Genomic DNA, 19,686 nt, shown 5'->3' with positions numbered 1-19,686 from the left:
GGCCCGCATGACTCCCGAATCCGTCATGACCATGGGCCGCACCGCGATGGAGATCACGCTGATGGTCTCCGCCCCGCTGCTGCTGGTGGCGCTGATCATCGGCCTGATCATCTCGATCTTCCAGGCCGCCACCCAGATCAACGAAGCGACCCTGTCCTTCATCCCGAAGCTGGTCGGCGTGTTCATCGCCCTGGTGCTGGCCGGGCCGTGGATGCTGTCCGTGATGCTCGACTACATGCGCGGGGTCTTCACCGGCATTCCCGGCCTGATCGGATAAGCGGGAGAACGCACGCGTGCTGAGCCTGACCACGGGCGAAATGAATGCCTGGATCGCGGGGCTGATATGGCCGCTCACGCGCATCCTCGGCCTGGTCGCCGCGGCGCCGGTGTTCGGCAATGCCGGCGTGCCGATGTCGATCAAGGTCGCGCTCGGCGTGCTGCTGGCCAGCGTGATCGCCCCCACCGTCCCCGAGATTCCCGCGGTCGATCCGGGCTCCTGGGCCGGCATCCTGATCCTGGTGAAGGAACTCCTGATCGGCGTGGCGATGGGCTTCGCGATGCGCATCGTGTTCGCCGCCATCGAATACGCCGGCGAGGTGGCCAGCATGACCATGGGCCTGGGCTTCGCGGTGTTCTTCGATCCGTCCTCCAGCGGCCGCTCGGCGGCCGTGGCCCAGTTCCTGGCGCTGGTGGCGACCATGGCCTTCCTGGCCGTGAACGCCCACCTGGTGCTGCTGGCGGCGCTGGCCGAAAGCTTCCATGCGCTGCCGATCTCCAGCACCCCGTTCTCGGGCAACGCGCCGCTGGAACTGGCGCGCTGGGGCGGCAAGATCTTCGCCACCGGACTGCAGCTGTCGCTGCCGATCGTGGCCGCACTATTGGTCACCAACGTGGCGCTCGGCATCCTGACGCGCGCCGCCCCGCAGCTGAACATCTTCGGTATCGGCTTCCCGGTGACCCTGGGCGTGGGCTTCCTGACCCTGAGCCTGGCCATGCCCTACCTCGGCATGCCGATCGTAAACCTGTTCAACGAGGGGATCGAGAAGGGGCGCGCGGTGCCGCGTGCCGGGGCGGTGCGCAATGCCGCGCCACCGCCGGCGCCGGCGGCGCCCAACCCGGTACAGGCTGCGCCCGGCTAATATGGCGCGCCGGCGAAAGCGGTTTTTCGGTTAGGGTAGCGGCATGAGGACGACCCACCGACTGCTCGCGGCCAGCCTGCTGGCCGCCATCTCCCTGGTTGCGGCTGCCGCGCCCACCCCACCCGCCGTGCGCGCCGAAATCGACGCCCTGATGGCGAAGCTGAGCGCGTCGAACTGCCAGTTCGAGCGCAACGGCAGCTGGCACAACGCTGCCGATGCACGCAAGCACCTGCTGCGCAAACTGGACTACATCGAGAAGCGCCGCGAGACGCTCGCCAGCGCCGAGCAGTTCATCGACGTCGCCGCCTCGAAAAGCAGCTTCTCGGGCAAGCCCTACCGGGTCAAGTGCGGCGCCGCGGAACCGGTCAACAGCCAGGTCTGGCTGAACCGGGAGCTGAAGGCGCTGCGCGCCGTCGGCCAGAAGACCAGGCCCTGAGTGCCCTTGTGCCTGGACAAACGGTCGCTTGCATCCCGCCCCGAAAATTATTTGCCGCAATCAAATAGTGCTAAGGTAACTACTTTCACTACGCGAGGGCGATCATGTTCAAGAAACTGGCAGCGGAAGCACTGGGCATCAGCGATATCGGCGTCATCGTCGGGCCGGCCGACTACAACAAGGTCGACGCGGACGACTACCTGTTCAGCGAAGACGGCGAACAGATCTTCTTCCTCATCAAGAGCAAGAAGGACGAGTACTGCTTCACCAACCTGGCCCTGATCCACGTGGACGGCGATTCGGCCGTGTCCTCGAAGCGCTCGATCAAGCGCTACGACTATGCCTCGCACCAGATCTCGGGCGTGAGCATCGAGACTGCGGGCACGCTGGACATGGACATCGAGCTCAAGTTCAGCCTGGACAACACGGTGTTCTCGATCGACGTCAAGAAAACCCACATCGAACAGCTCAAGGACATCTACAAGGCCTTGATCACCATCGGCAAGCAGCAAAAGCGCGACGCGGTCTGCCGCGACAATGCGCTGCGAGCGCTGGACGCCACGGCCTCGGTGCACAAGCTGAATGTCGCTCCCGGCGAGAACGGCCTGGTCGGCCTGTACGGCGACCTGCTGGCGGCCCTGAACACCGCCATGTTCGACACCCACACCAAGCGCGATTTCAGCGACGTGTTCAGCAAGTACATCCACAACTAACACCATAGGGGTCAGGTCTGACATTCGGACACGAGCTCGAGCATTGTATTGCTCAGCCCGTGTCCGAATGTCAGACCTGACCCCCAAAAAAAAAGACCAGGCCGAAGCCTGGTCTTTTGCAATCATCTAAACCTTCAGACGATTAGTAGGTGTAGCTTGCAGCGAAGCCGAAGCGGCGGAACGGCAGCGAAGTCGTGCTCCAGCCGCCGCGCCAGTTGATCGGCAGCTCGCGGGCGAACACGTTGTCGACGTAGGCGCTCAGCTTGACGTGCGGAATGCCCGAGTACGACAGCGCGTAGTTCCAGATGGTGCTGCTGCCAACACGGCCGCAAACGTCCATGTACTCGGCAGCGACGTTCTGGGTCTTGCAGTAGGTCGGCTGCGCGATGCTGTTGGTGCTGTAGCCGCTGGCGAAGTTGGCGGTGACGGCGTGGTCGAAGTCACCCTGCTTCATGTAGGCCTTGGCCACGACGGTCAGACGCGAACCGTAGTCGTAGGTGCCGGTTTCGTTCGGGCCGTAGGCATTGTCGGTGACGCTGAAGGTCTGGAATTTCCAGACGTAGCTGCCCTCGAGGCCCAGACGCACGGTCTGGCCCAGCACGTTGAAGCGGCCCTTGCCGTCGAAGTCGAAGCCCTGCACGCGGGTACGGCCGCTGTTGACGTACGGGTTGTAGATCATGCCCAGCTGGCCGACCGGGTAGGCCAGGGTCGTGTTCGGCGCATACTTCTTCACCAGTGCCAGGAACTGGTTGTCGTTGGCGCTGCTGTCGATACGGACCAGCTGGCCTGCCGGCAGGGCGTCTTCGCCGCGCAGGATGTCGACCACCGAACGGCTGCCGATTTCGTTACGACGTTCGATGAAGTAGTAGTCCAGGCCCACGCTCCAGTTCTTGATCGGCTCGAACACCATACCGGCAGTCACCGAACGCGAGGTTTCCGGCTTCAGGTCCGGGTTCGACGACACGAAGCTCGGCAGGCCGCCCGAGCATTCCGCGTTGCGGTAGCTGTTGGCCTGCGACTTGTCGGCGGTGGTGGCGCCCGGCGCGTTCTGCACCAGTGCGTTCAGCTGGTTGGCGATCGGGCAGCGCTTCGGATCGTTGATGCTGGTAGCCACCGAGGAGCGGCCCAGGCCGTTACCCGATTCGACCACGTTCGGTGCGCGGAAACCGCCCGACGCCGTCGCGCGCAGCAGCAGGCTGTCGGTTGCGGTATAGAGCAGGGACAGCTTCGGCGACACGTGCGCGTCCTGGTGATCGGTCTTGTCCAGGCGGGCTGCAGCTTCTACCTTGAGCTTCTTGGTCAGCGGCACGTGGGCTTCGGTGAACAGCGCGTACTGGTTGACTTCGTCGTCGACCTGCAGGCCGAAGATGCCGACCAGTTCGCCGCGCAGCACGTTGTCCGAGCTCGCCATGCGGTGGGCGGTGTTGCGGATATCGGTACCGATTGCAACGCTCAGCGGACCTGCCGGCAGCTGCATGACTTCGCGGGTAACGGTAGCGTCGAAGAACTTGATGGTTGCTTCGCCGTCGGTGGTACGGACCGGGAACATCGCGTTCAGCAGGGCCGGGTCGTTCTGCTGGCCGAACTTGTACTTGTTGTTGACGATCGCGTCGGTGTAGCCCTTGGCGCTGACGGCGCGGGTTGCCTTGTTGGCGGTCGACTTCATCCAGCCGGCGGCCGATTTCCAGTCCCAGCCGGCGTAGGTGCCGTTCAGGGTCAGCATGACGCGCGACTGCTCGCTGTCGGTGGTGTTGAAGTTGAAGCCGTCGCCGGTGTCCATCAGGCGGGCACGGTATTCGACCGGGTAGTTGTACGGGTTCTTCGGATGGCCGACCGGCAGCTTCGGATACGAGAACGGACCGACCATCTTGCCTTCCATCACGTTGTACCAGATCGAGGACGCGGTGGTGGTGCTGCCGTTGCTCATGTTGAACGGCGTGACGATGTAGTCGTTCTCGGCGCCGGCGTTCATGATTTCGAAGCTGGCGTCGATGTCCTTGCCGATGCGGAAGCTGGTCACGCTGGTGACGGCGTAACGCTTGTTATCGGTGGTGATGCCGCTGTACGGCAGGATGTCCATCTTGCACAGCTTGTCGGTCGGGTCGATGTCGCCGGCCGGGCAGCCAGGGGCTGCGACGTAGTTGCTCGCGCTGGTGAAGTAGTTACCGGTCGGCGAATAGGCGCTCTTCGCGTCCCAGGTCGAGCGGCCCGGGGTCAGGCGGTGCCAGGCCGGGTAGTACGGGCGCAGGTCGCCGGTGCTGTAGCCGTCGCGCTTGTAGACTTCGGCGGTGACGTAGGTGTTGAAACCGTTGGTGTCGATGTCGCCCCAGCCCGCGATGACGGACAGGTTGCGGTTACGGTTGTCGTTGAAATGCTGCGATTCGCGGTAGCCGCCGCGGACACGGAAGCCGGTGAAGTCCTTGCGCAGGACGAAGTTGATGACGGAGGCGATCGCGTCCGAACCGTAGATCGCCGATGCGCCGTCCTTGAAGACTTCGACGCGCTCGATCGCGTCGGCCGGGATGGCGTCGAGGTTGGTGAAGCTTTCCTGGGCGTTGTCGAACAGGCCGTAAGGAGCGATGCGGCGGCCGTTGACCAGCACCAGGGTGGCAACCTTGCTCAGGCCGCGCGAGGAGGCGGACGAGGAACCGGTCGCGAAGCTGCCCGAGCTGGCGGTTGCCGAGTTGCTGCCGGCGTAGACCGAAGCGGTGGAGGTCAGGATGCCCAGGGCGGTCGATTCGCCGGTCTTCTCGATGTCGTCGCGGTTCAGCACGTGGACCGAGGCAGCCGCTTCGGTGGCAGTGCGTTTGATACTCGAACCGGTCACTTCGACGCGTGCCATTTTTTGCGGCTCGATCGGTGCTTCCTGTGCGCCGACGAATGCCGGGAAGGCCATGCTCAGAGCGACAGCAATCGCGCTCTTGTTAAAAGTACTCTTGTGCTTCACAACGACTCCTGGACAATAAATTTTTCTAGTAAAACCGCGTGCCTCGTAGCATTTTGTTCACTGCCACCTCAGCACGCGTATAAATACTCTTACATAACATTGCTTTGCCGCAAAGCATCGAGGTGAGTTTTTGTTAGGAAATTTTGCTAAACACTACATTCGTCGCGCGAATGATACGTTTTGTTACTTCACGACAAACATGTTGTGACAGAAGAGTCAATACAAGCATTGGCATTTGTCATAAACTCATGTCCTTTTCTTATAAAGTACTCCTGATCCAGCCAAATAATATTCGCCAATTTATTGAAACTGCAAAACTATTCTCCATGAGTAAGGCATAAAAAAAGCCGACTTGCGTCGGCTTTTTGATTCCTGATAGATTTTACAAGTAGTTAAATAACGACAATCCTGACATCGTCTTGAACGACATCTGTGCCGCCTGCAGCGTGGTCTGCTGCATCGAGAAATCGGAAATCGCCTTCACCACGTCCAGGTCCTGCAGGTCGCCCAGGGTGGCCGCGTACTGGACGTCGAGGTCGTCCCCGGCGCTGTCGAGGTAGTCGAGCTCCTTCATGTGGGCGCCGACCGAGGCCTGCACGGTCAGCACGTTGTCGTGGGCCGACTTGAGGTTGTCCAGCGCCGTATTCAGCTGGTTGGTCAGCGCCGCCTTGCCGGTCGAGCCGTCGGCCGGCGCGCGCAGCGCGGCGATCAGGTCGGTCACGGTGTTGAACACCGACTGCTTCTTGCTGGGCTCCACCGTGAACACGTCGGCATCGGCGGGTTCGCCCTTGATGTCGAAGCTCAGGCCGCCGAAGCTGATGGTCTTGCCCGGCTCGTAGGCCTGGTTGTCGTGGCCCGGGACGACGCTGCCGTCGGAGGCATCCACCACAGTGTAGGTGGTGACGGCCGGGCTGCCGGTCACGCTGAAGGTCAATTCGTAGCTGCGTCCCTGGTTGGCCAGCGGCCGGTCGACCACCGCGCCCGAGGAGATGATGGCGGCGCCCTTGTTGGCCTTGTCGGCCTGGGTCTGGAATACGCCGTTGCCGGTCGGGTTGTTCTCGAACACGGCGGCGCCCGAAGCCGACAGCGGGATCTTGCGCGAAGCGCCCACCTGCAGCTGGCGCTGGCCCTGGTCGCCCTGGTAGGCCGCGCCACCCGGGGTGCGGGTAAAGGGCTGGGTGGTCGCCATGTAGCCGGAGAACAGGTAGCCCCCTGCCCCGTCGGTCATGTTGGACACGCCCAGCAGGTCTTCCAGGCGGCCTTCGAGTTCGGTGGCGAGCGCCTCGCGGTCCTGCGGCTGCATGGCGCCGTTGCCGGCATTGACCGTCAGCTGCTGGATGTCCTGCAGCAGGTCGCCGGCATTCTGCAGCGCGCCTTCGACCATCGCCAGCGAGGAACGCGCGCTGGCGCGGTTGGTGGCGAACTGGCTGTTCATCTCCTTCGACTGGCTCACTTCCAGGGCGCGCGCCGAGGCCACCGGATCGTCGGCCGGGGTCAGGATGCGGCGGTTGGTCGAGAGTTGGTTCTGGGTGCGCGCCAGGGCGCTCTGCAGCGTGTTGAGCTGCGAGGTGGCGTTGTTGTAGATCGACTGGGTGCTGATGCGCATGGGTGTCTCTCGTTACTCGTCTGGTTGCCAGTTAGCGGCCGATCGACAGCAGGGTGTCGAAGATGGTGCCGGCGATCTGCATGACCTTGCCCGCGGCTTGGTAGGCCTGCTGGTACTTGATCAGGTTGGTGGCCTCTTCGTCCAGGTTCACGCCCGAAACGTCGGCGGCGCTGGCCTTGGCCTGGGTCAGCAGCGCGCCGGCGGCGTCGCCGTTGACCTGCACTTCGCGGGTCTTGTTGCCAACCGTGCTGACCAGCTGGGCGTAGGACGACTGGATCGTGGCGCTGCCGTTGTTGAAGATGTTCTTGGTCTGCAGGTCGCCCAGCAGGCCGATGTTGCGGGTGTCGCCCACCCCGCCCGCATTGCCGGCGATGGTGAAGGTGTCGCCGTTGCCGGGCGCGCCCGTCATCGTTACGCTGATGCCACCGAAGGTGTAGGTGGAACCCGCGGCGAAGGCCACGTTGGTGGCCGGCGCCGGGTAGTTGGTCACCACGCCTGCGCTGTTCTTCACGCTCACGGCGCTGCCGGGCGGGAAGCCGCCCAGGTTGCCGCTGCCGCTGTCGAAGGTCAGCGTCACCGGCAGCGCCGGCGCGCCGGTCAGGAAGTTTTGGTCGACCCGGCCTTCGCTGATCTTGGCGGTGCCGGTATTGCTGACCGGGGCGCTGGTGGCGATCGGCGCGGCGGCGGCGATGCTCGCCACATCCTTCACCAGGACGTTGAAGTTGGCGGCCCCGCCGATGGTCGGGCGCACCAGGAATTCGTCGTCCTTGGACGCCAGGCCGGAAATCCGGAAGTCGACGCCGTCGATGCTCACGGTGGTGCCGGCCGCGTCGTAGGGCGTGACCGCGGTCGACTTGTTGTCCGACAGGCGGATCACGTTGTAGTTGGTGCCGTCGAACTCGATCTTGTAGTCGCTGTCCACCAGCTTGCCCGGGTCGCTGACGACGGCCTTGATGTCGGTGGTGCTGGACAGCGCATTGTTGATGTTCTTGCCCACGAAGGCCGGCGCCACGCTGAAGAAATCCTTGCCGGCCAGGCCGTTCTGGTCGAGGCCGAGCTTGTGCTGGGCATTGAATTCGAAGGCCAGGCCGATCGCCACCTTGCCCAGGGCGCTCTGGGCCGGGTCGAGTGTGCGGCTGCGGAAATCGAGGGCGCCGCCGAGCGTGCCGCCGGACAGGGCGCTGTCGGCCAGCACCGTCACCTTGCTGCCGGTGACATAGCCCACTTCGACGCGCGTCTGGTCGAAGGGCGACTTGGTGGCCGCCAGCTGGAAGGTGCGCGCGCCCACCACCAGCGGCTGGCCGCTGCCGATCGAGACCGTCAGGCTGTTGTTATCGCCGGGCATGACGTTGGCCTTGACCTGGGTGTTCAGTTCCATCACCAGCTGGTCGCGCTTGTCGAGCAGGTCGTTCGGCGCGTGCTGCTGGGCAGCGGCGAAGCTGCCGATCTTGTCGTTCAGGTCGGCGATCTGCTGGGCATACGAGTTGATCAGGGTGACGCTGCTCTCGATGGTGCTGTTCACGCCTTCGCGGATCTCGCCCAGGCGCGCGTCGAGGGCCTGGAAGCGCGTCGCCAGGGTGTCGGCGCTGGAGAGCATCGACTGGCGCGAGGGCACCGAGGCGCGGTTGGCGGCCATGTCCTGCACGCCCTTGAAGAAGCCCTGCAGCGACGGCGACAGGCCGGCGGTCTGGTCGGCCAGCATGTTGTCGATCTGGCTGATCTGGCTGTAGTACGAATCCAGGCCGCTCTTGCTGGACTGGGCATTGCGCACCTGCGAATTCAGGAATTCGTCGCTGTAGCGCTTGATCTGGGAAATCTGGGTGCCGGTGCCCTGGAAGCCCACGCCGGTATCGAGCATCGGCGCGGTGGCCTGCACCACCACCTGGCGGTTGTAGCCGGCCACGCCGGCATTGGTGATGTTGTGGCCGGTCGTGGACAGGCCTGCCTGTGCCGCGAACAGGCCGCTCTTGCCAATGCTGAGGAGGTTACCGGACATGTGCTTGTTCTTTCTTTGACTGATCTATCAACGGCAGATTTCTCGAAAACTGTAGGGTGGGCGGGTCTTCCGCCCACGCGGTCAACTTGCGGCGATGTCGCTCGCGCGCTTGTTCACATACCAACTATCACCGCGTGGGCGGGGAACCCGCCCACCCTACAAATGCGATCACGCTAATGAATTCTTGATAACGCGCGTCAGCTTGGCCGCATACTGCGGATCGGTGGCATAGCCGGCGCGCTGCAGGCCGTGGGCGAAGGCCGCGGCATCGCCGCCGCTGTTCAGTACCTTGTCATAGCGCGGATTCTTGGCCAGCATGTTGGCGTAGTCCTTGAACGAATCGGCCGGCGTGTCGTAGGCGCGGAAGCGCTCCACCTTCTGGCGCGCCACACCGTTGACGTATTCCGTGGTCACGGCGGTGGCGACCTTGCCCTTCCAGCCCGGGCCCGCCTTGATGCCGAACAGGTTGTTGCTGCTGCTGCCGTCGGCGTTGCGGATCATGCGCTTGCCCCAGCCGCTTTCCAGCGCCGCCTGGCCGAGCATGAACTTGGCCGGCACGCCGGTGGCGCGCTCGGCCTCGGCCGCGTGGGCATGCAGCTTTTCCTGGAAATTGCGCACGTGCGCAGGCTGGACGCGGCCGCTGGCGGTGGTCAGGGGCAGCACCGGCGCGCCCGGCTGGGTGGCGCCGGTCTTGATCATCGTCGCCGCGTCCATGCCCGGACGCATGCTGCCATCGAGGGGCGCCATGGCCGATGCAGCCGCTGCCGCCTTGCCTGCGGCGACGCCGTCGGCGCCGATGGCCAGCGCCTGCGCGCCCATCTGGTTCGAGGTCAGCTGGCGGGTCAGCACGTCGGCCAGGCCCATGCCGCGCTTGGCCAGGTTCTGGCTCAGCTGCTGGTCCAGCATGCCCGTGAACATCTTGCTCTGCTGGTTGTCCATGATCCCCTCTTGCGGGGTGGCCTCGCGCATGCTCTTCATCATCATGTTGATGAACATGGCTTCGAACTGCGTGGCCGCTTCCTTCAGCGCGGCGGGCGAACCGTTCCTGGCACCTTGCTTGAGTTCGCCCAGGCCCTTGGTGTCGAGGGCAAACTTGCTGGTCAGGTCGGTGGAGGGAGAGCCGATCATGGTGTTCTAGCGTCCGGGATTAGATGATCTCGAGTTCGGCGCGCAGCGAACCGGCGGCCTTGAGCGCCTGCAGGATGGCCAGCAGGTCTTGCGGCGTGGTGCCGATCGAATTCATGGCTTTCACCACTTCGGCCAGCGAAGCGCCGCCCTTGATCATCAGCACGCGGCCCGGGTCTTTCTTGACGTCGACCGAGTTGTTGCGGGTCACGGCAGTGCCGCCCAGCGAGCCCGGGGCCGGCTGGCTGACGTTGGTCTCGGCGCCCACCGTCACGGTCAGGTTGCCGTGCGAGATGGCGCAGCTTTCCAGCATCACGGCCTGGTTCATCACGACCGAACCGGTACGGGCATTCATGATGACCTTGGCCGAGTCCTTGGCGCGCGAGACGTCGATGCTTTCCAGCTGGCCGATGAAGGCCACCCGCTGGTCGCTCGAGGATGGCGTGCGCACGCGGATCACGCGGCCGTCCAGGGCGGTGGCGATGCCGGCGCCGAACTGGTCGTTGATGGCTTCGACCACGCGGGCGGCGGTCGAGAAATCGGTCTGGTTCAGTTCCAGGCGGATCTGGTTATCCGCGCCCAGGTTCGAGGCGACGGCGCGCTCGACGGTAGCGCCGCCCGAGATCTTGCCGACGGAAAGGTGATTCACCTGCACCTGGGCGCCGCCGGCCTGGGCGCCGACGCCGCCGACCAGCACGTTGCCCTGGGCCATGGCATACACCTGGCCGTCGGCGCCGTGCAGCGGCGTCATGAGCAAGGTGCCGCCGCGCAGGCTCTTCGCATTGCCGATCGAGGACACAGTGATGTCGATGGTCTGGCCCGGCTGGGCGAAGGCCGGCAGCGAGGTCGTGACCATCACGGCCGCGACGTTCTTCAGCTGCAGCTGGGTGCCCGGCGGCAGGTTGACGCCCTTCTGCTGCAGCATCGCCTGGATCGACTGCACGGTGAACGGCGTTTGACTGGTCTGGTCGCCGGTGCCGTCCAGGCCCACGACGATGCCGTAGCCGGACAGCTGGTTCTGGCGCACGCCGGCGATGCTGGCGAGGTCCTTGATGCGCTCGGCCTGGGCCAGCGGAGCAGCACCAAGCAAGGCTGCGCAGACGAGGACGACTTGGTAAGCGAATTTCATGACAAGGGTCCTCAGAACGGCAGCATCGACTGGAAGAAGCGCGAGAACATATTGCTCAGCTCGGCTTTATCGACGCGGCTGTTGGTGCGGTATTCGACGCGCGCGTCGGCGATCACGGTGGACGAGACGATGTTGCCCGGCTGGATGGTGTCCGGCGCCACCATGCCCGAGAAGCGGATGAACTCGACACCCTTGTTCATGGCCACCTGCTTCTCGCCGGCCACGATCAGGTTGCCGTTCGGGAGCACCTCGGTGACGGTCACGCCGAGGGTGCCGGTGAAGTTGTTCGAGGCGCTCTGGGTGTCGGCGTCCGCAAACTTGTTCGCGCCTTCCAGTCCGACGCTGGCGCCAACCCTGGCCTGCAGCGGACCCGGCACCGCGAAGCTGGCGCTGCCCGTCTTGCTGCCGGTGCTGGCGCCCGACTTGCCGGCCGAGGTGCGCTCGCTGATGTTCACCGTCAGCAGGTCGCCGATGTGGCGCGCGCGGCGGTCTTCGAACATCGGGCGGTAGCTGTTGGCGTTGTAGATGGCGCCGTCGGTGGCCGGCGCGGTTTGGACCAGCATCGGGCGGGCCGAGGTGGGGCCCTGGACGATGGTGCTCGGGGTGGTCGAGCACCCGGCAATGGCGACCAGCGCGGCCGCGGCGATGAAGGATTTGACGTTCATGTTCTTTACAGCTGGGCCAGCTTCTGCAACATCTGGTCGGAAGTAGTGATCGCCTTGCTGTTGATCTCGTAGGCGCGCTGGGTCTGGATCATGTTGACCATTTCCTCGACCACGTTCACGTTCGACGATTCGACGTAACCCTGCATGAGGACGCCGGAGCCGTTGGTGCCCGGCACGTTCAGGTTCGGGTTGCCCGAGGCGCCGGTCTCGACGTACAGGTTCTCGCCGCGCGATTCCAGGCCGGCCGGGTTGATGAAAGTGGCCAGCTGCAGCGAGCCGATCTGGGTCGGCGCCACGGTGCCCGGCAGCTTCACCGATACGGTGCCGTCGCGGCCGACCGTGATCGACTCGGCGTTGGCCGGAATCGTGATCGCAGGCTGGACCACGAAGCCGCTGGAGGTGACCAGCTGGCCGTTCTGGTCGGTCTGGAAGGAGCCGTCGCGGGTGTAGGCCTGGGTGCCGTCCGGCAGCAGGACCGGGAAGAAGCCCGAACCGTTGACCATGACGTCCTTCGAATTGCCGGTCAACTGGGGGTTACCCTGGGTGTGGATGCGCTCGGTGGCGACGGTGCGCACGCCGGTGCCGATCTGCAGGCCCGACGGCAGGTTGTTCTGCTGCGAGGACTGGGCGCCGGGCTGGCGGATGTTCTGGTACAGCAGGTCCTCGAACACCGCACGCGAGCGCTTGAAGCCGCTCGTGCTCACGTTGGCGAGGTTGTTCGAGATGACGTCGAGGTTGGTTTGCTGCGCTTCGAGGCCGGTCTTGGCGATAAACAGCGAACGGATCATGGGATTCTCCTATTGGCGACGGACGAAGTCCGCCACGTACAGGAGAATTATGCTGGAGCAACTATCAATTCAAAGCGAGGATCTGGGTGGCTTTCGCCGCGTTATTCTCGGCGTTCTTCAACAAGCTCATTTGGGTCTCGAAAGAACGTGCCAGGCTGATCATGTTCACCATCGAATCGACCGCGCTGACGTTGCTGCCCTCGAGGGCGCCGCCGGCCACGCGCACCGCCGGGTCGGCCTGCGCCGTGCCGCCATCCTTCAGGCGGAACAGGCCGTCGTCGCCGCGCACCAGGTCCTGCGTCGAGGGATTCACCAGCTTCAGGCGCCCGAGGATGTTGGCGGCTGCCGGCTGGTCGGTGGTGGAGATGGTCGAGATGGTGCCGTCGCCGCCCACGGTGACGGTGACGTCCGGCGGAATCGTGATCGGGCCGCCCTCGCCTGCGATGGTGGCGCCGCCGGCGGTAGTGAGCAGGCCGTTCTGGCTGGTCTGCAGGGAACCGTTGCGGGTGTAGGCCTCGGTGCCGTCCGGCATCTGCACCGCCAGCCAGCCCTCGCCCTTGACGGCGACGTCCAGCTCGCGCCCGGTAACCTGCAGCGCACCCGGGGTGAAGTCGGCCGCCGCGGTCGAATTGACCACGAAGGCGCGCGTCGGCAGGCCTTCGCTCTGCACCGGCACGGCGCGGAACACGTCCAGCTGGGCGCGGAAGCCCGTGGTGTTCACGTTGGCCAGGTTGTTCGAGGTCGTGGCCTGCTGTTCCAGGATGTGCTTGGCGCCGCTGGCGGCGGTGTAGATCAGGCGGTCCATCTTGTGTTTTCCTTGTCGCGGCTGCTCGTCTTGTTGTTGACCGCGTGGGCGGCAGAGCCGCCCACCCTACGGTTCGTGGCTGTTGTAGGGTGGGCGGCTTTGCCGCCCACGCGGTCAAATCACGTATGAATTAACGCAGGTTCACCAGCGTCTGCAGCACCGAATCCTGGGTCTTGATGGTCTGCGCATTCGCCTGGTACACGCGCTGCGCGGTGATCATGTTGACCAGTTCCGCGGTCAGGTCGACGTTCGAGCTCTCCACCGCCGACTGCTGCAGCACGCCCATCCCACCGGTATTGGGCGTCCCGAGCAGCGGCACGCCCGAGCTGGCCGATTCCGCCCAGGCATTGTTGCCCAAGGGTTCGAGGCCGTTCGGATTGGTGAAGTTCGCCAGGATCACCTGGCCGAGCGGCTTGGTCTGGCCGTTGCTGTACTGTCCCAGGATGACGCCGTCTGCGCCGGTCGTGAAGCGCTGCAGGTTGCCGGCCGCATAGCCGTCCTGGACCAGCCGCTTCTCGCTGGTCGCGGTGCCGTACTGGGTGGAGCCGTTGTAGTCGATGGTGATCGGCATGGTCAGCTCGGCGCCGGTCGGCGGGAACACGGGCAATCCGCCCAGCGGGGTCAACACGCCGGCAACGCCGGACGTCGCCTTGTTCAGGGCGCCGTTGGAGTCGAAACGCAAGGTGTCGATCAGCTTTGCCGGCACCTTGATGGCGTCGGCCATTGCCTTGTCGATTTCGGCGGGAGTGGCGCCGGGCACCGCGGCGGCCCTGGTCGCGGCCGCGGCGATGTCGGTCTGGTTCTCGGCAGTGGCGCCGCGGGTGCCGGCGGCCGACACCACCATGGCCGAGGCGGCCGCGGCATAGGTGCCCAGCGCCGAAGCGATCGTCGCGGCCACCGGCGGCACCGCCTTGGACGCGGCTTCCCAGGCGGCGCGGGCGTCGTTGACGGCGGTGAATTCGGGACCGCTCCCCTGCGCCGCGGCAGCTGCCTCCATGGCCGCCATCTCGACACCGTCGACGGCGACGTACACGTTCCAGGCGCCAGGCTCGGCGCCCTTGACGTAGAAGGTCGACAGCACGTGCGGATTGCCGAGGGTGTCGTACACGCTCATCGGGCTCTGCTTGTTGTACGAGGTCGGGTCGTTCGCATTGAAGGTCGAGGTGGTCGGCGGCAGGCTGCGCGAATCGAGATTCATCTCGATCTTGACGGCCGTCGTCTTGACCGGCGCCAGGTCGGACGTGTCGATCCGCAGCGGGGTCGGCGCGCCGGCCACCAGCTGGCCGTTCTGGTTCAGGCCGTAGCCGGTCAGCTTGGCGCCCTGCGCATTGATCAGGAAGCCGTTCTTGTCCAGCGAGAACTGGCCATTGCGGCTGTACTGGACGATGCCCGAGGCTTCGGTACGGAAGAAGCCGGCGCCGTTGATGGCGATGTCGAGCGGATTGTTCGAGGCTTCGACGTTACCTTGCGTGAACTGCTGGGCGATGTTCGCCACTTTCACGCCGATGCCGGCCGAGATGCCGCCGGCGCCGTTCAGCGAGTTGGCGTAGACGTCGGCGAACTGGGTGGTCGAGCCCTTGAAGCCGACCGTGCTCGCGTTGGCGATGTTATTGCCGATGACGTCGAGGGATTTGGCTGCGCCGTTCAAGCCGCTCAGACCTTGCTGGAAAGACATGGTGTACTCCTGAAGAATGAATGAAGTAAGCGGCTCGGCTTACAGTACTTGTTTGATATCGGCCATCGTGACGGCGCCCTTGACCGGCAGGTTCAGCTTGATGCCGTCCTTGCCCCCGGTGGTGACGCTGGCCACGCTGTCGAAGGACAGGGTGCGCGCATCCTTCAGTTCCTCGCCGCCGCGGGTCGCGACCACCTTGTAGGTGTAGGTGCCGTCCGGCAGGGTCACCGGCTTGCCGTCTTCGCCCAGCTTGTCCGGGTCGGGCACGCCGTCCCAGGCGATCGGCACGATACCGGCTTCCTGGGGGCCCAGGTCGATGGTGGCGACTTCCTTGCCGGTGGCGTTGCTGGTGATGACCACCTGCACCTTGTCGGCCGCGCTGTCGAGTTCCACGCCGAGGATGGCCTTGCCCTCCTGCAGACCCAGCTTGTAACCCTCGACCAGCACGCCGTGGCCGATCAGGTTGGTCGCCTGCATCGCTTCGGCCGACTGATAGCTGCTCTTCAGGGATTCCAGGGTGGCGTTGAGCTTGTTGACGCCGGTGACGGTCGACAGCTGCGCCAGCTGGCTGGTGACCTGGGCATTGTCGAGCGGGTTCAGCGGATCCTGGTTCTTCAGCTGGGTGACCAGCAGGGTCATGAACTTGTCGGTATCGGCCTGGACGCTGTCGACTTCGGCCTTCTTGCCGTTCATGGTCGACATCAGGTCGGTGACGTTGGTGCCCGGGTTGGCGGTGTTAATCGTTGTCATGGGTGGTCACGGCTGATGGGTTCTTATTGACCGAGGGTCAGGGTCTTGAGCAGCATGGTCTTGGCCGCATTCATGGTCTCGACGTTGGTCTGGTAGGAGCGCGAGGCCGACAGCATGTTGACCATCTCGTCCACCACGTTCACGTTGGGCATCGCCACATAGCCCTTCTCGTCGGCCAGCGGGTGCTTGGGGTCGTAGACCTGCTTGAGCGGCGACGGATCCTCGACCACTTCACGCACGCGCACGCCGGTGGCGCCGGACTGCTGGGGCACGGCTTCGAACACGACCGCCTTGGCGCGGTAAGCTTCGCCAGTGGGGCTGGTGGCGCTGTCGGCATTGGCCAGGTTGGAGGCCGTGGTGTTCAGGCGCTGCGCCTGGGCGCTCATGGCCGAACCGGAGACGTTGAAGATATTGAAGAGCGACATAGTCTATTAAACCTTTTTACTGTCCCTGGATGGCCGCCAGCAGGCCCTTGATCTGGTGGTTGATCATCGTGATGCCCGCTTCATAGCGCAGCGCGTTGTCGGCGAACTGGTTGCGTTCCACGTCCATGTCCACGGTATTGCCGTCCACGCTGCCCTGCACTTCGCCGCGGTACAGCACCGGGGTGCCGTTGGCCAGCACGTCGCCGGTCGCGGCGCCGCGCGGCAGGTGCCTGGGCGCGGTGGTGGCCAGCGGGCCGCCGGCGCCCTTGGAGGCGAGGGCATTCTGCAGCGCGCTCGAAAAATCGATGTCGCGCGCCTTGTAGTTCGGGGTGTCGGCATTAGCGATGTTCGACGCCAGCAATTCCTGGCGCTGGGCGCGCAGGGACAGGGCCGTTTCATTGAAACTCAGGTACTGGTCGATCTTGCCGATCATGCCGCCTCCGCTAGAGACTTGTTGGGACAGCACCGATGATACGTACGGGCAACACTTCCCAATCGATCGATAAAGATGGGCAAACCCCGGCTATTCAAAGTTTCGCCAGAGAATCCTACTACCTAGAATGGCAGCATCTCCCACCTGCATCCGCCGGATCGACCATGAAACGCACCATCGCCGCCGCCCTGCTCGTCCTGCTCGCCCCGCTCGCGAGTGCACAAGGCCGCCAGAACCTGCCGGCCCTGCGCACGGTCGTGGAACAGTACCTGCAGAGCCAGAGCGCCGGCCTGCCGGGCCAGGTGACGATCAAGGTCGGCCAGGTCGACCCGCGCACCAGCCTGGCGGCCTGCCCGGCGCCGGAAGCCTTCCAGCAGCCGGGCGCGCGGGCGTGGGGAAAAACAACGGTCGGGGTGCGCTGCACCGCTCCCTCGCCCTGGACGGTGTATATTCAGGCCACCGTGCAGGTGATGGCCGACTACGTCGCCGCCGCCGTGCCGCTGGCCCAGGGCCAGCCGGTCGACGCCACCCAGCTCGTCATGATGAAGGGCGACATCGCCGCCATGCCGAACGGCATCATCACCGACATGGCCCAGGCCATCGGCCGCACGCCGACCGCCTCCTTGCCGTCCGGCACGCCGCTGCGCCTCGACACCCTGAAGTCGCGCCCGGTGGTCCAGCAGGGTCAGGCGGTGCGCCTGGTGTCGAAAGGAACGAATTTCTCGGTCTCGGCCGAAGCGATGGCGATCAGCAATGCCGGCGAAGGCCAGGTGGCGCAGGCGCGGACCCAGTCGGGAACCGTAGTCAGCGGCACCGCGCGGGCGGGCGGGATCATCGAAGTGGCGATCTGAAAACCACTTTGCATATTTTCATTGGACGGCCTTTTCTGCGCTATGGACGTCTCGAAAAACCGTCGCGAGCGGCAGCAATGGTGGTTGAGAAGCGCAGCTGTACGAGTAGTACAGCGAGCATCGCAGACCGCCAGTGCAACGCGCAGCAGGTTTTTCGAGATGGCCTAAAGTTTGTGAAATCCTTGCCGTTACAGGATGCAGATCCCGGAGTTTCCGCTCCGAACAGAGAAGGATGATGCTGTGAAAATCAACGATACCCTCAAGGGCAACCCAGGCCTTCAGCCCACCAACACCAACGGCACCGCGAACGCACGCGGCGCCGACAAGGCCGCCACGACCGCGACGACGACCCAGGTCGCGACCGACAGCGTGCGCCTGTCCTCGCAGGGCCAGGCCATGGCCAATGCCGTGGGCGGCAACAACCAGGTGTTCGACACCAAGAAAGTCGAGCGCATCAAGATGGCCATCGCCGATGGCCAGTTCCAGGTCAACTCCGAGAAAGTCGCCGACGGCCTGCTCGACACCGTGCGCGACTTGCTCCATTCACGCAAGCGATAATCCTTCATGCCGACCAGCCCCATCTCGACCGTCCTTCAAGAACAGCAACACCTCGGCTCCCTGATCGAGCTGATGAAACAGGAACAGCAGCTGCTCGTCGCAGCTGACGCCGATGGGCTGGCGGAAACCACTCCCCGCAAGAACGCACTGCTGCAGGCGCTCGCCGATTTGTCGGCCCAGCGCCACGCGGCGCTGCTTGCGGCCGGCTGCGAAGGCTCGGAAGCCGGCATGGAACCCTGGCTGGCGGTGGGCGGCAATGACGAAGCGAGAACCCAGTGGGAAGCGCTGCTGGCGCTGGCCCGGGAAGCCAAGGAACTCAACCGCGTCAACGGCATGCTGATCAACAAGCAGCTGGCGCACAACCAGGGCGTGCTCAACGCCCTGCGCATGCCGGCCGGCGCGGACGCGGGCGGGGTGTATGGCGCCAGCGGCCAGGCTGTGGGAAGCGGGCCGTCGAAGCGCTACGTGATCGGCTAATCGGCCTTCCCTCTACTTCTCCATGAAAAATGGCCGCTTGCGCGGCCATTGTCCTATCCAGGGATCCTTGTTACTTGCCGAAGGCGCTCAGGTCTGTCTTGCGCAGCAGCGCGACGTTGGCGCGTTGCTCTTTCGTAAACGTCGCAAGCATCTCGGCGGCCTGCTTCTTGTTCATGGACGGCTCCAGGCCGACGAACATCCCGGCGTGCAGCATGGCGTAGGTGCTCAGCGCGAATTCGCGGGTACTCAGGCCATGCTTGGCCAGGATCGCCTTGGCGCGCGGTTCCTTGTCGAGCACGCGGGTGAACTCTTCGGCCGACATGTTGTTGCTCTTGCCGTCGTCCTTCTCCTCGTCGTCCTTTTCCAGTTTCTTGAGCTCGGGGCCGGCGGCTTTCATTTTCGCCAGCAGTGCGGGCGTTAGCAGAAAGCGCTCTTCCGGATCGGCTGCCTTGACGTGGCTGGCGCACAGCAGCAGTGCCACGAAGGCGGCAGTGAACAGGCGGGTCATCTTCATGATGCATCCTTTGTATGTTGCGAACAGGTGCGCAGTATAGGATGCTGTTCTTTCAGGGGAGACCCCCACGGGTGGTGGAATCGCTGGGGGTGCATGCGGTTAGAAATTTGAAAACAGAGAATCAGCCATTATGCAGAAGAGTAGTTACATCATTGCAGTCGAGGAACGCCCTGACTATCGCGAGTCGAACGTCATCGTGCAAGGACTCATTGACTTCAATGCCGCACATACAGGCGGCGAAACGCCCCAGGACCTGGTAGTCACCGTGCGCGACGAGGAAGACCGTATCGTTGGCGGCCTGGTCGGCGACACATACGTCGGCTGGCTGCAGGTGCATGCGTTATGGGTCGAAGAGTCTGCGCGCAAGCGCGGACTCGGCCGTGCCATCTTGATGAAAGCCGAGGAGGAAGGCTTGCGCCGGGGTTGCAACTGCGTCTTCCTGGAGACACTGAGTTTCCAGGCCCTGGCGTTCTACCAAAAGCTTGGCTACATCGTGAATCACCGCCTGGAAGGATTTCCGCCAGGAGGCGCTCGGTATGCGCTGACCAAGGTGCACGACGCGACGCTGCCGCCCAAGCCGTAAGCCCATGCAATGACAGCAAGGAAAACGCTGCGTCGCCAGCCTAGTCACGATCGCCGTGGGCGACCGTCGTG

Annotated in this window: 21 protein-coding genes; 8 read left to right on the top strand and 13 right to left on the bottom strand. The window is 64.4% G+C overall.

The features are described 5' to 3' along the window. Positions 1-7 precede the first annotated feature (7 nt). The 4 genes from fliQ (at position 8) to ACK6C6_RS03945 (ending at position 2,288) form a co-directional block, all read left to right on the top strand. Positions 8-277 (top strand): flagellar biosynthesis protein FliQ, encoded by a 270-nt coding sequence (fliQ, locus tag ACK6C6_RS03960; protein ID WP_027864440.1) that lies wholly within the window; start codon positions 8-10, stop codon positions 275-277. Between the two features lie 16 nt (positions 278-293). Beyond that, a complete protein-coding gene (gene fliR / locus ACK6C6_RS03955; RefSeq protein WP_209588829.1) occupies positions 294-1,139 on the top strand; it encodes a flagellar biosynthetic protein FliR in 846 nt (281 codons plus the stop codon). 43 nt (positions 1,140-1,182) lie between these two features. After that, a complete protein-coding gene (locus ACK6C6_RS03950; RefSeq protein ID WP_409266017.1) occupies positions 1,183-1,575 on the top strand; it encodes a DUF5329 domain-containing protein in 393 nt (130 codons plus the stop codon). 104 nt (positions 1,576-1,679) lie between these two features. After that, positions 1,680-2,288 carry a PH domain-containing protein gene (locus ACK6C6_RS03945; protein ID WP_209588828.1) on the top strand — a complete coding sequence of 203 codons (609 nt, stop codon included), beginning with the start codon at positions 1,680-1,682 and terminating at the stop codon, positions 2,286-2,288. A gap of 142 nt (positions 2,289-2,430) precedes the next feature. Here ACK6C6_RS03945 and ACK6C6_RS03940 read toward each other — a convergent pair whose 3' ends face one another. The 12 genes from ACK6C6_RS03940 to flgB form a co-directional block, all read right to left on the bottom strand. Beyond that, on the bottom strand, positions 2,431-5,235 hold the full coding sequence (locus tag ACK6C6_RS03940; protein ID WP_409266016.1) for a TonB-dependent receptor domain-containing protein: 2,805 nt from the start codon (positions 5,233-5,235) through the stop codon (positions 2,431-2,433). 382 nt (positions 5,236-5,617) lie between these two features. Further along, positions 5,618-6,841: a flagellar hook-associated protein FlgL gene (gene flgL / locus ACK6C6_RS03935; protein ID WP_209588827.1), complete on the bottom strand. Its 1,224-nt coding sequence runs from the start codon at positions 6,839-6,841 to the stop codon at positions 5,618-5,620. 31 nt (positions 6,842-6,872) lie between these two features. Continuing rightward, positions 6,873-8,837, bottom strand: coding sequence for a flagellar hook-associated protein FlgK (gene flgK, locus ACK6C6_RS03930; RefSeq protein WP_409266014.1), 1,965 nt, complete (start codon positions 8,835-8,837; stop codon positions 6,873-6,875). 168 nt (positions 8,838-9,005) lie between these two features. After that, a complete protein-coding gene (flgJ, locus tag ACK6C6_RS03925) occupies positions 9,006-9,965 on the bottom strand; it encodes a flagellar assembly peptidoglycan hydrolase FlgJ (RefSeq protein ID WP_409266013.1) in 960 nt (319 codons plus the stop codon). A 19-nt stretch (positions 9,966-9,984) separates the two neighbouring features. Then, positions 9,985-11,091: a flagellar basal body P-ring protein FlgI gene (locus tag ACK6C6_RS03920; RefSeq protein WP_409266012.1), complete on the bottom strand. Its 1,107-nt coding sequence runs from the start codon at positions 11,089-11,091 to the stop codon at positions 9,985-9,987. 11 nt (positions 11,092-11,102) lie between these two features. Continuing rightward, positions 11,103-11,756: a flagellar basal body L-ring protein FlgH gene (locus ACK6C6_RS03915; protein WP_409266010.1), complete on the bottom strand. Its 654-nt coding sequence runs from the start codon at positions 11,754-11,756 to the stop codon at positions 11,103-11,105. Between the two features lie 5 nt (positions 11,757-11,761). Then, the gene (gene flgG, locus ACK6C6_RS03910; RefSeq protein ID WP_027864451.1) at positions 11,762-12,544 is read right to left on the bottom strand and encodes a flagellar basal-body rod protein FlgG; all 783 of its coding nucleotides are present in this window, start codon (positions 12,542-12,544) and stop codon (positions 11,762-11,764) included. Between the two features lie 64 nt (positions 12,545-12,608). Further along, entirely contained in the window at positions 12,609-13,349 is a 741-nt protein-coding gene (gene flgF, locus ACK6C6_RS03905) for a flagellar basal-body rod protein FlgF (protein WP_409266009.1), read from the bottom strand. Positions 13,350-13,479: 130 nt separating this feature from the next. Further along, a complete protein-coding gene (locus ACK6C6_RS03900) occupies positions 13,480-15,024 on the bottom strand; it encodes a flagellar hook protein FlgE (RefSeq protein WP_292040042.1) in 1,545 nt (514 codons plus the stop codon). Positions 15,025-15,063: 39 nt separating this feature from the next. Continuing rightward, positions 15,064-15,774, bottom strand: coding sequence for a flagellar hook assembly protein FlgD (locus tag ACK6C6_RS03895; protein ID WP_409266008.1), 711 nt, complete (start codon positions 15,772-15,774; stop codon positions 15,064-15,066). Between the two features lie 23 nt (positions 15,775-15,797). Further along, complete coding sequence (gene flgC, locus ACK6C6_RS03890; RefSeq protein ID WP_209588819.1) at positions 15,798-16,199, bottom strand: flagellar basal body rod protein FlgC; 402 nt, start codon at positions 16,197-16,199, stop codon at positions 15,798-15,800. A 16-nt stretch (positions 16,200-16,215) separates the two neighbouring features. Beyond that, positions 16,216-16,632: a flagellar basal body rod protein FlgB gene (flgB, locus tag ACK6C6_RS03885; protein ID WP_036212168.1), complete on the bottom strand. Its 417-nt coding sequence runs from the start codon at positions 16,630-16,632 to the stop codon at positions 16,216-16,218. Between the two features lie 164 nt (positions 16,633-16,796). Between flgB and flgA the strand changes: the two genes are divergently transcribed. The 3 genes from flgA to ACK6C6_RS03870 all read left to right on the top strand — a co-directional run bounded on the left by flgA (position 16,797) and on the right by ACK6C6_RS03870 (position 18,518). Beyond that, a complete protein-coding gene (gene flgA, locus ACK6C6_RS03880; protein ID WP_409266005.1) occupies positions 16,797-17,483 on the top strand; it encodes a flagellar basal body P-ring formation chaperone FlgA in 687 nt (228 codons plus the stop codon). A gap of 240 nt (positions 17,484-17,723) precedes the next feature. Beyond that, positions 17,724-18,041, top strand: a complete 318-nt coding sequence (gene flgM / locus ACK6C6_RS03875) for a flagellar biosynthesis anti-sigma factor FlgM (RefSeq protein ID WP_409266004.1) — start codon at positions 17,724-17,726, stop codon at positions 18,039-18,041. Between the two features lie 6 nt (positions 18,042-18,047). Beyond that, entirely contained in the window at positions 18,048-18,518 is a 471-nt protein-coding gene (locus tag ACK6C6_RS03870) for a flagella synthesis protein FlgN (RefSeq protein WP_209588817.1), read from the top strand. 70 nt (positions 18,519-18,588) lie between these two features. On the opposite strand, the gene ACK6C6_RS03865 is transcribed toward ACK6C6_RS03870, so the two are convergent. Further along, complete coding sequence (locus tag ACK6C6_RS03865; protein WP_409266001.1) at positions 18,589-19,032, bottom strand: hypothetical protein; 444 nt, start codon at positions 19,030-19,032, stop codon at positions 18,589-18,591. Positions 19,033-19,162: 130 nt separating this feature from the next. Here ACK6C6_RS03865 and ACK6C6_RS03860 point away from each other — a divergent pair, with 130 nt between their 5' ends. Further along, positions 19,163-19,615: a GNAT family N-acetyltransferase gene (locus ACK6C6_RS03860; protein ID WP_409266000.1), complete on the top strand. Its 453-nt coding sequence runs from the start codon at positions 19,163-19,165 to the stop codon at positions 19,613-19,615. Positions 19,616-19,686: the final 71 nt, after the last annotated feature.

The sequence above is a fragment of the Massilia sp. BHUDP2 genome (assembly GCF_046236355.1).
Taxonomy (GTDB): Bacteria; Pseudomonadota; Gammaproteobacteria; order Burkholderiales; family Burkholderiaceae_D; genus Telluria; species Telluria varians.
This window is presented reverse-complemented; position numbering and strand designations above follow the sequence as displayed.

What these genes read in the sequence shown, in the direction of transcription:
- fliQ (WP_027864440.1), top strand. Translation starts at nt 8, where the DNA reads ATGACTCCCGAATCCGTCATGACCATGGGCCGCACCGCGATGGAGATC.
- ACK6C6_RS03950 (WP_409266017.1), top strand. Translation starts at nt 1,183, where the DNA reads ATGAGGACGACCCACCGACTGCTCGCGGCCAGCCTGCTGGCCGCCATC.
- ACK6C6_RS03945 (WP_209588828.1), top strand. Translation starts at nt 1,680, where the DNA reads ATGTTCAAGAAACTGGCAGCGGAAGCACTGGGCATCAGCGATATCGGC.
- flgL (WP_209588827.1), bottom strand. Translation starts at nt 6,841, where the DNA reads ATGCGCATCAGCACCCAGTCGATCTACAACAACGCCACCTCGCAGCTC.
- flgK (WP_409266014.1), bottom strand. Translation starts at nt 8,837, where the DNA reads ATGTCCGGTAACCTCCTCAGCATTGGCAAGAGCGGCCTGTTCGCGGCA.
- flgJ (WP_409266013.1), bottom strand. Translation starts at nt 9,965, where the DNA reads ATGATCGGCTCTCCCTCCACCGACCTGACCAGCAAGTTTGCCCTCGAC.
- ACK6C6_RS03920 (WP_409266012.1), bottom strand. Translation starts at nt 11,091, where the DNA reads ATGAAATTCGCTTACCAAGTCGTCCTCGTCTGCGCAGCCTTGCTTGGT.
- ACK6C6_RS03915 (WP_409266010.1), bottom strand. Translation starts at nt 11,756, where the DNA reads ATGAACGTCAAATCCTTCATCGCCGCGGCCGCGCTGGTCGCCATTGCC.
- flgG (WP_027864451.1), bottom strand. Translation starts at nt 12,544, where the DNA reads ATGATCCGTTCGCTGTTTATCGCCAAGACCGGCCTCGAAGCGCAGCAA.
- flgF (WP_409266009.1), bottom strand. Translation starts at nt 13,349, where the DNA reads ATGGACCGCCTGATCTACACCGCCGCCAGCGGCGCCAAGCACATCCTG.
- ACK6C6_RS03900 (WP_292040042.1), bottom strand. Translation starts at nt 15,024, where the DNA reads ATGTCTTTCCAGCAAGGTCTGAGCGGCTTGAACGGCGCAGCCAAATCC.
- ACK6C6_RS03895 (WP_409266008.1), bottom strand. Translation starts at nt 15,774, where the DNA reads ATGACAACGATTAACACCGCCAACCCGGGCACCAACGTCACCGACCTG.
- flgC (WP_209588819.1), bottom strand. Translation starts at nt 16,199, where the DNA reads ATGTCGCTCTTCAATATCTTCAACGTCTCCGGTTCGGCCATGAGCGCC.
- flgB (WP_036212168.1), bottom strand. Translation starts at nt 16,632, where the DNA reads ATGATCGGCAAGATCGACCAGTACCTGAGTTTCAATGAAACGGCCCTG.
- flgA (WP_409266005.1), top strand. Translation starts at nt 16,797, where the DNA reads ATGAAACGCACCATCGCCGCCGCCCTGCTCGTCCTGCTCGCCCCGCTC.
- ACK6C6_RS03870 (WP_209588817.1), top strand. Translation starts at nt 18,048, where the DNA reads ATGCCGACCAGCCCCATCTCGACCGTCCTTCAAGAACAGCAACACCTC.
- ACK6C6_RS03865 (WP_409266001.1), bottom strand. Translation starts at nt 19,032, where the DNA reads ATGAAGATGACCCGCCTGTTCACTGCCGCCTTCGTGGCACTGCTGCTG.
- ACK6C6_RS03860 (WP_409266000.1), top strand. Translation starts at nt 19,163, where the DNA reads ATGCAGAAGAGTAGTTACATCATTGCAGTCGAGGAACGCCCTGACTAT.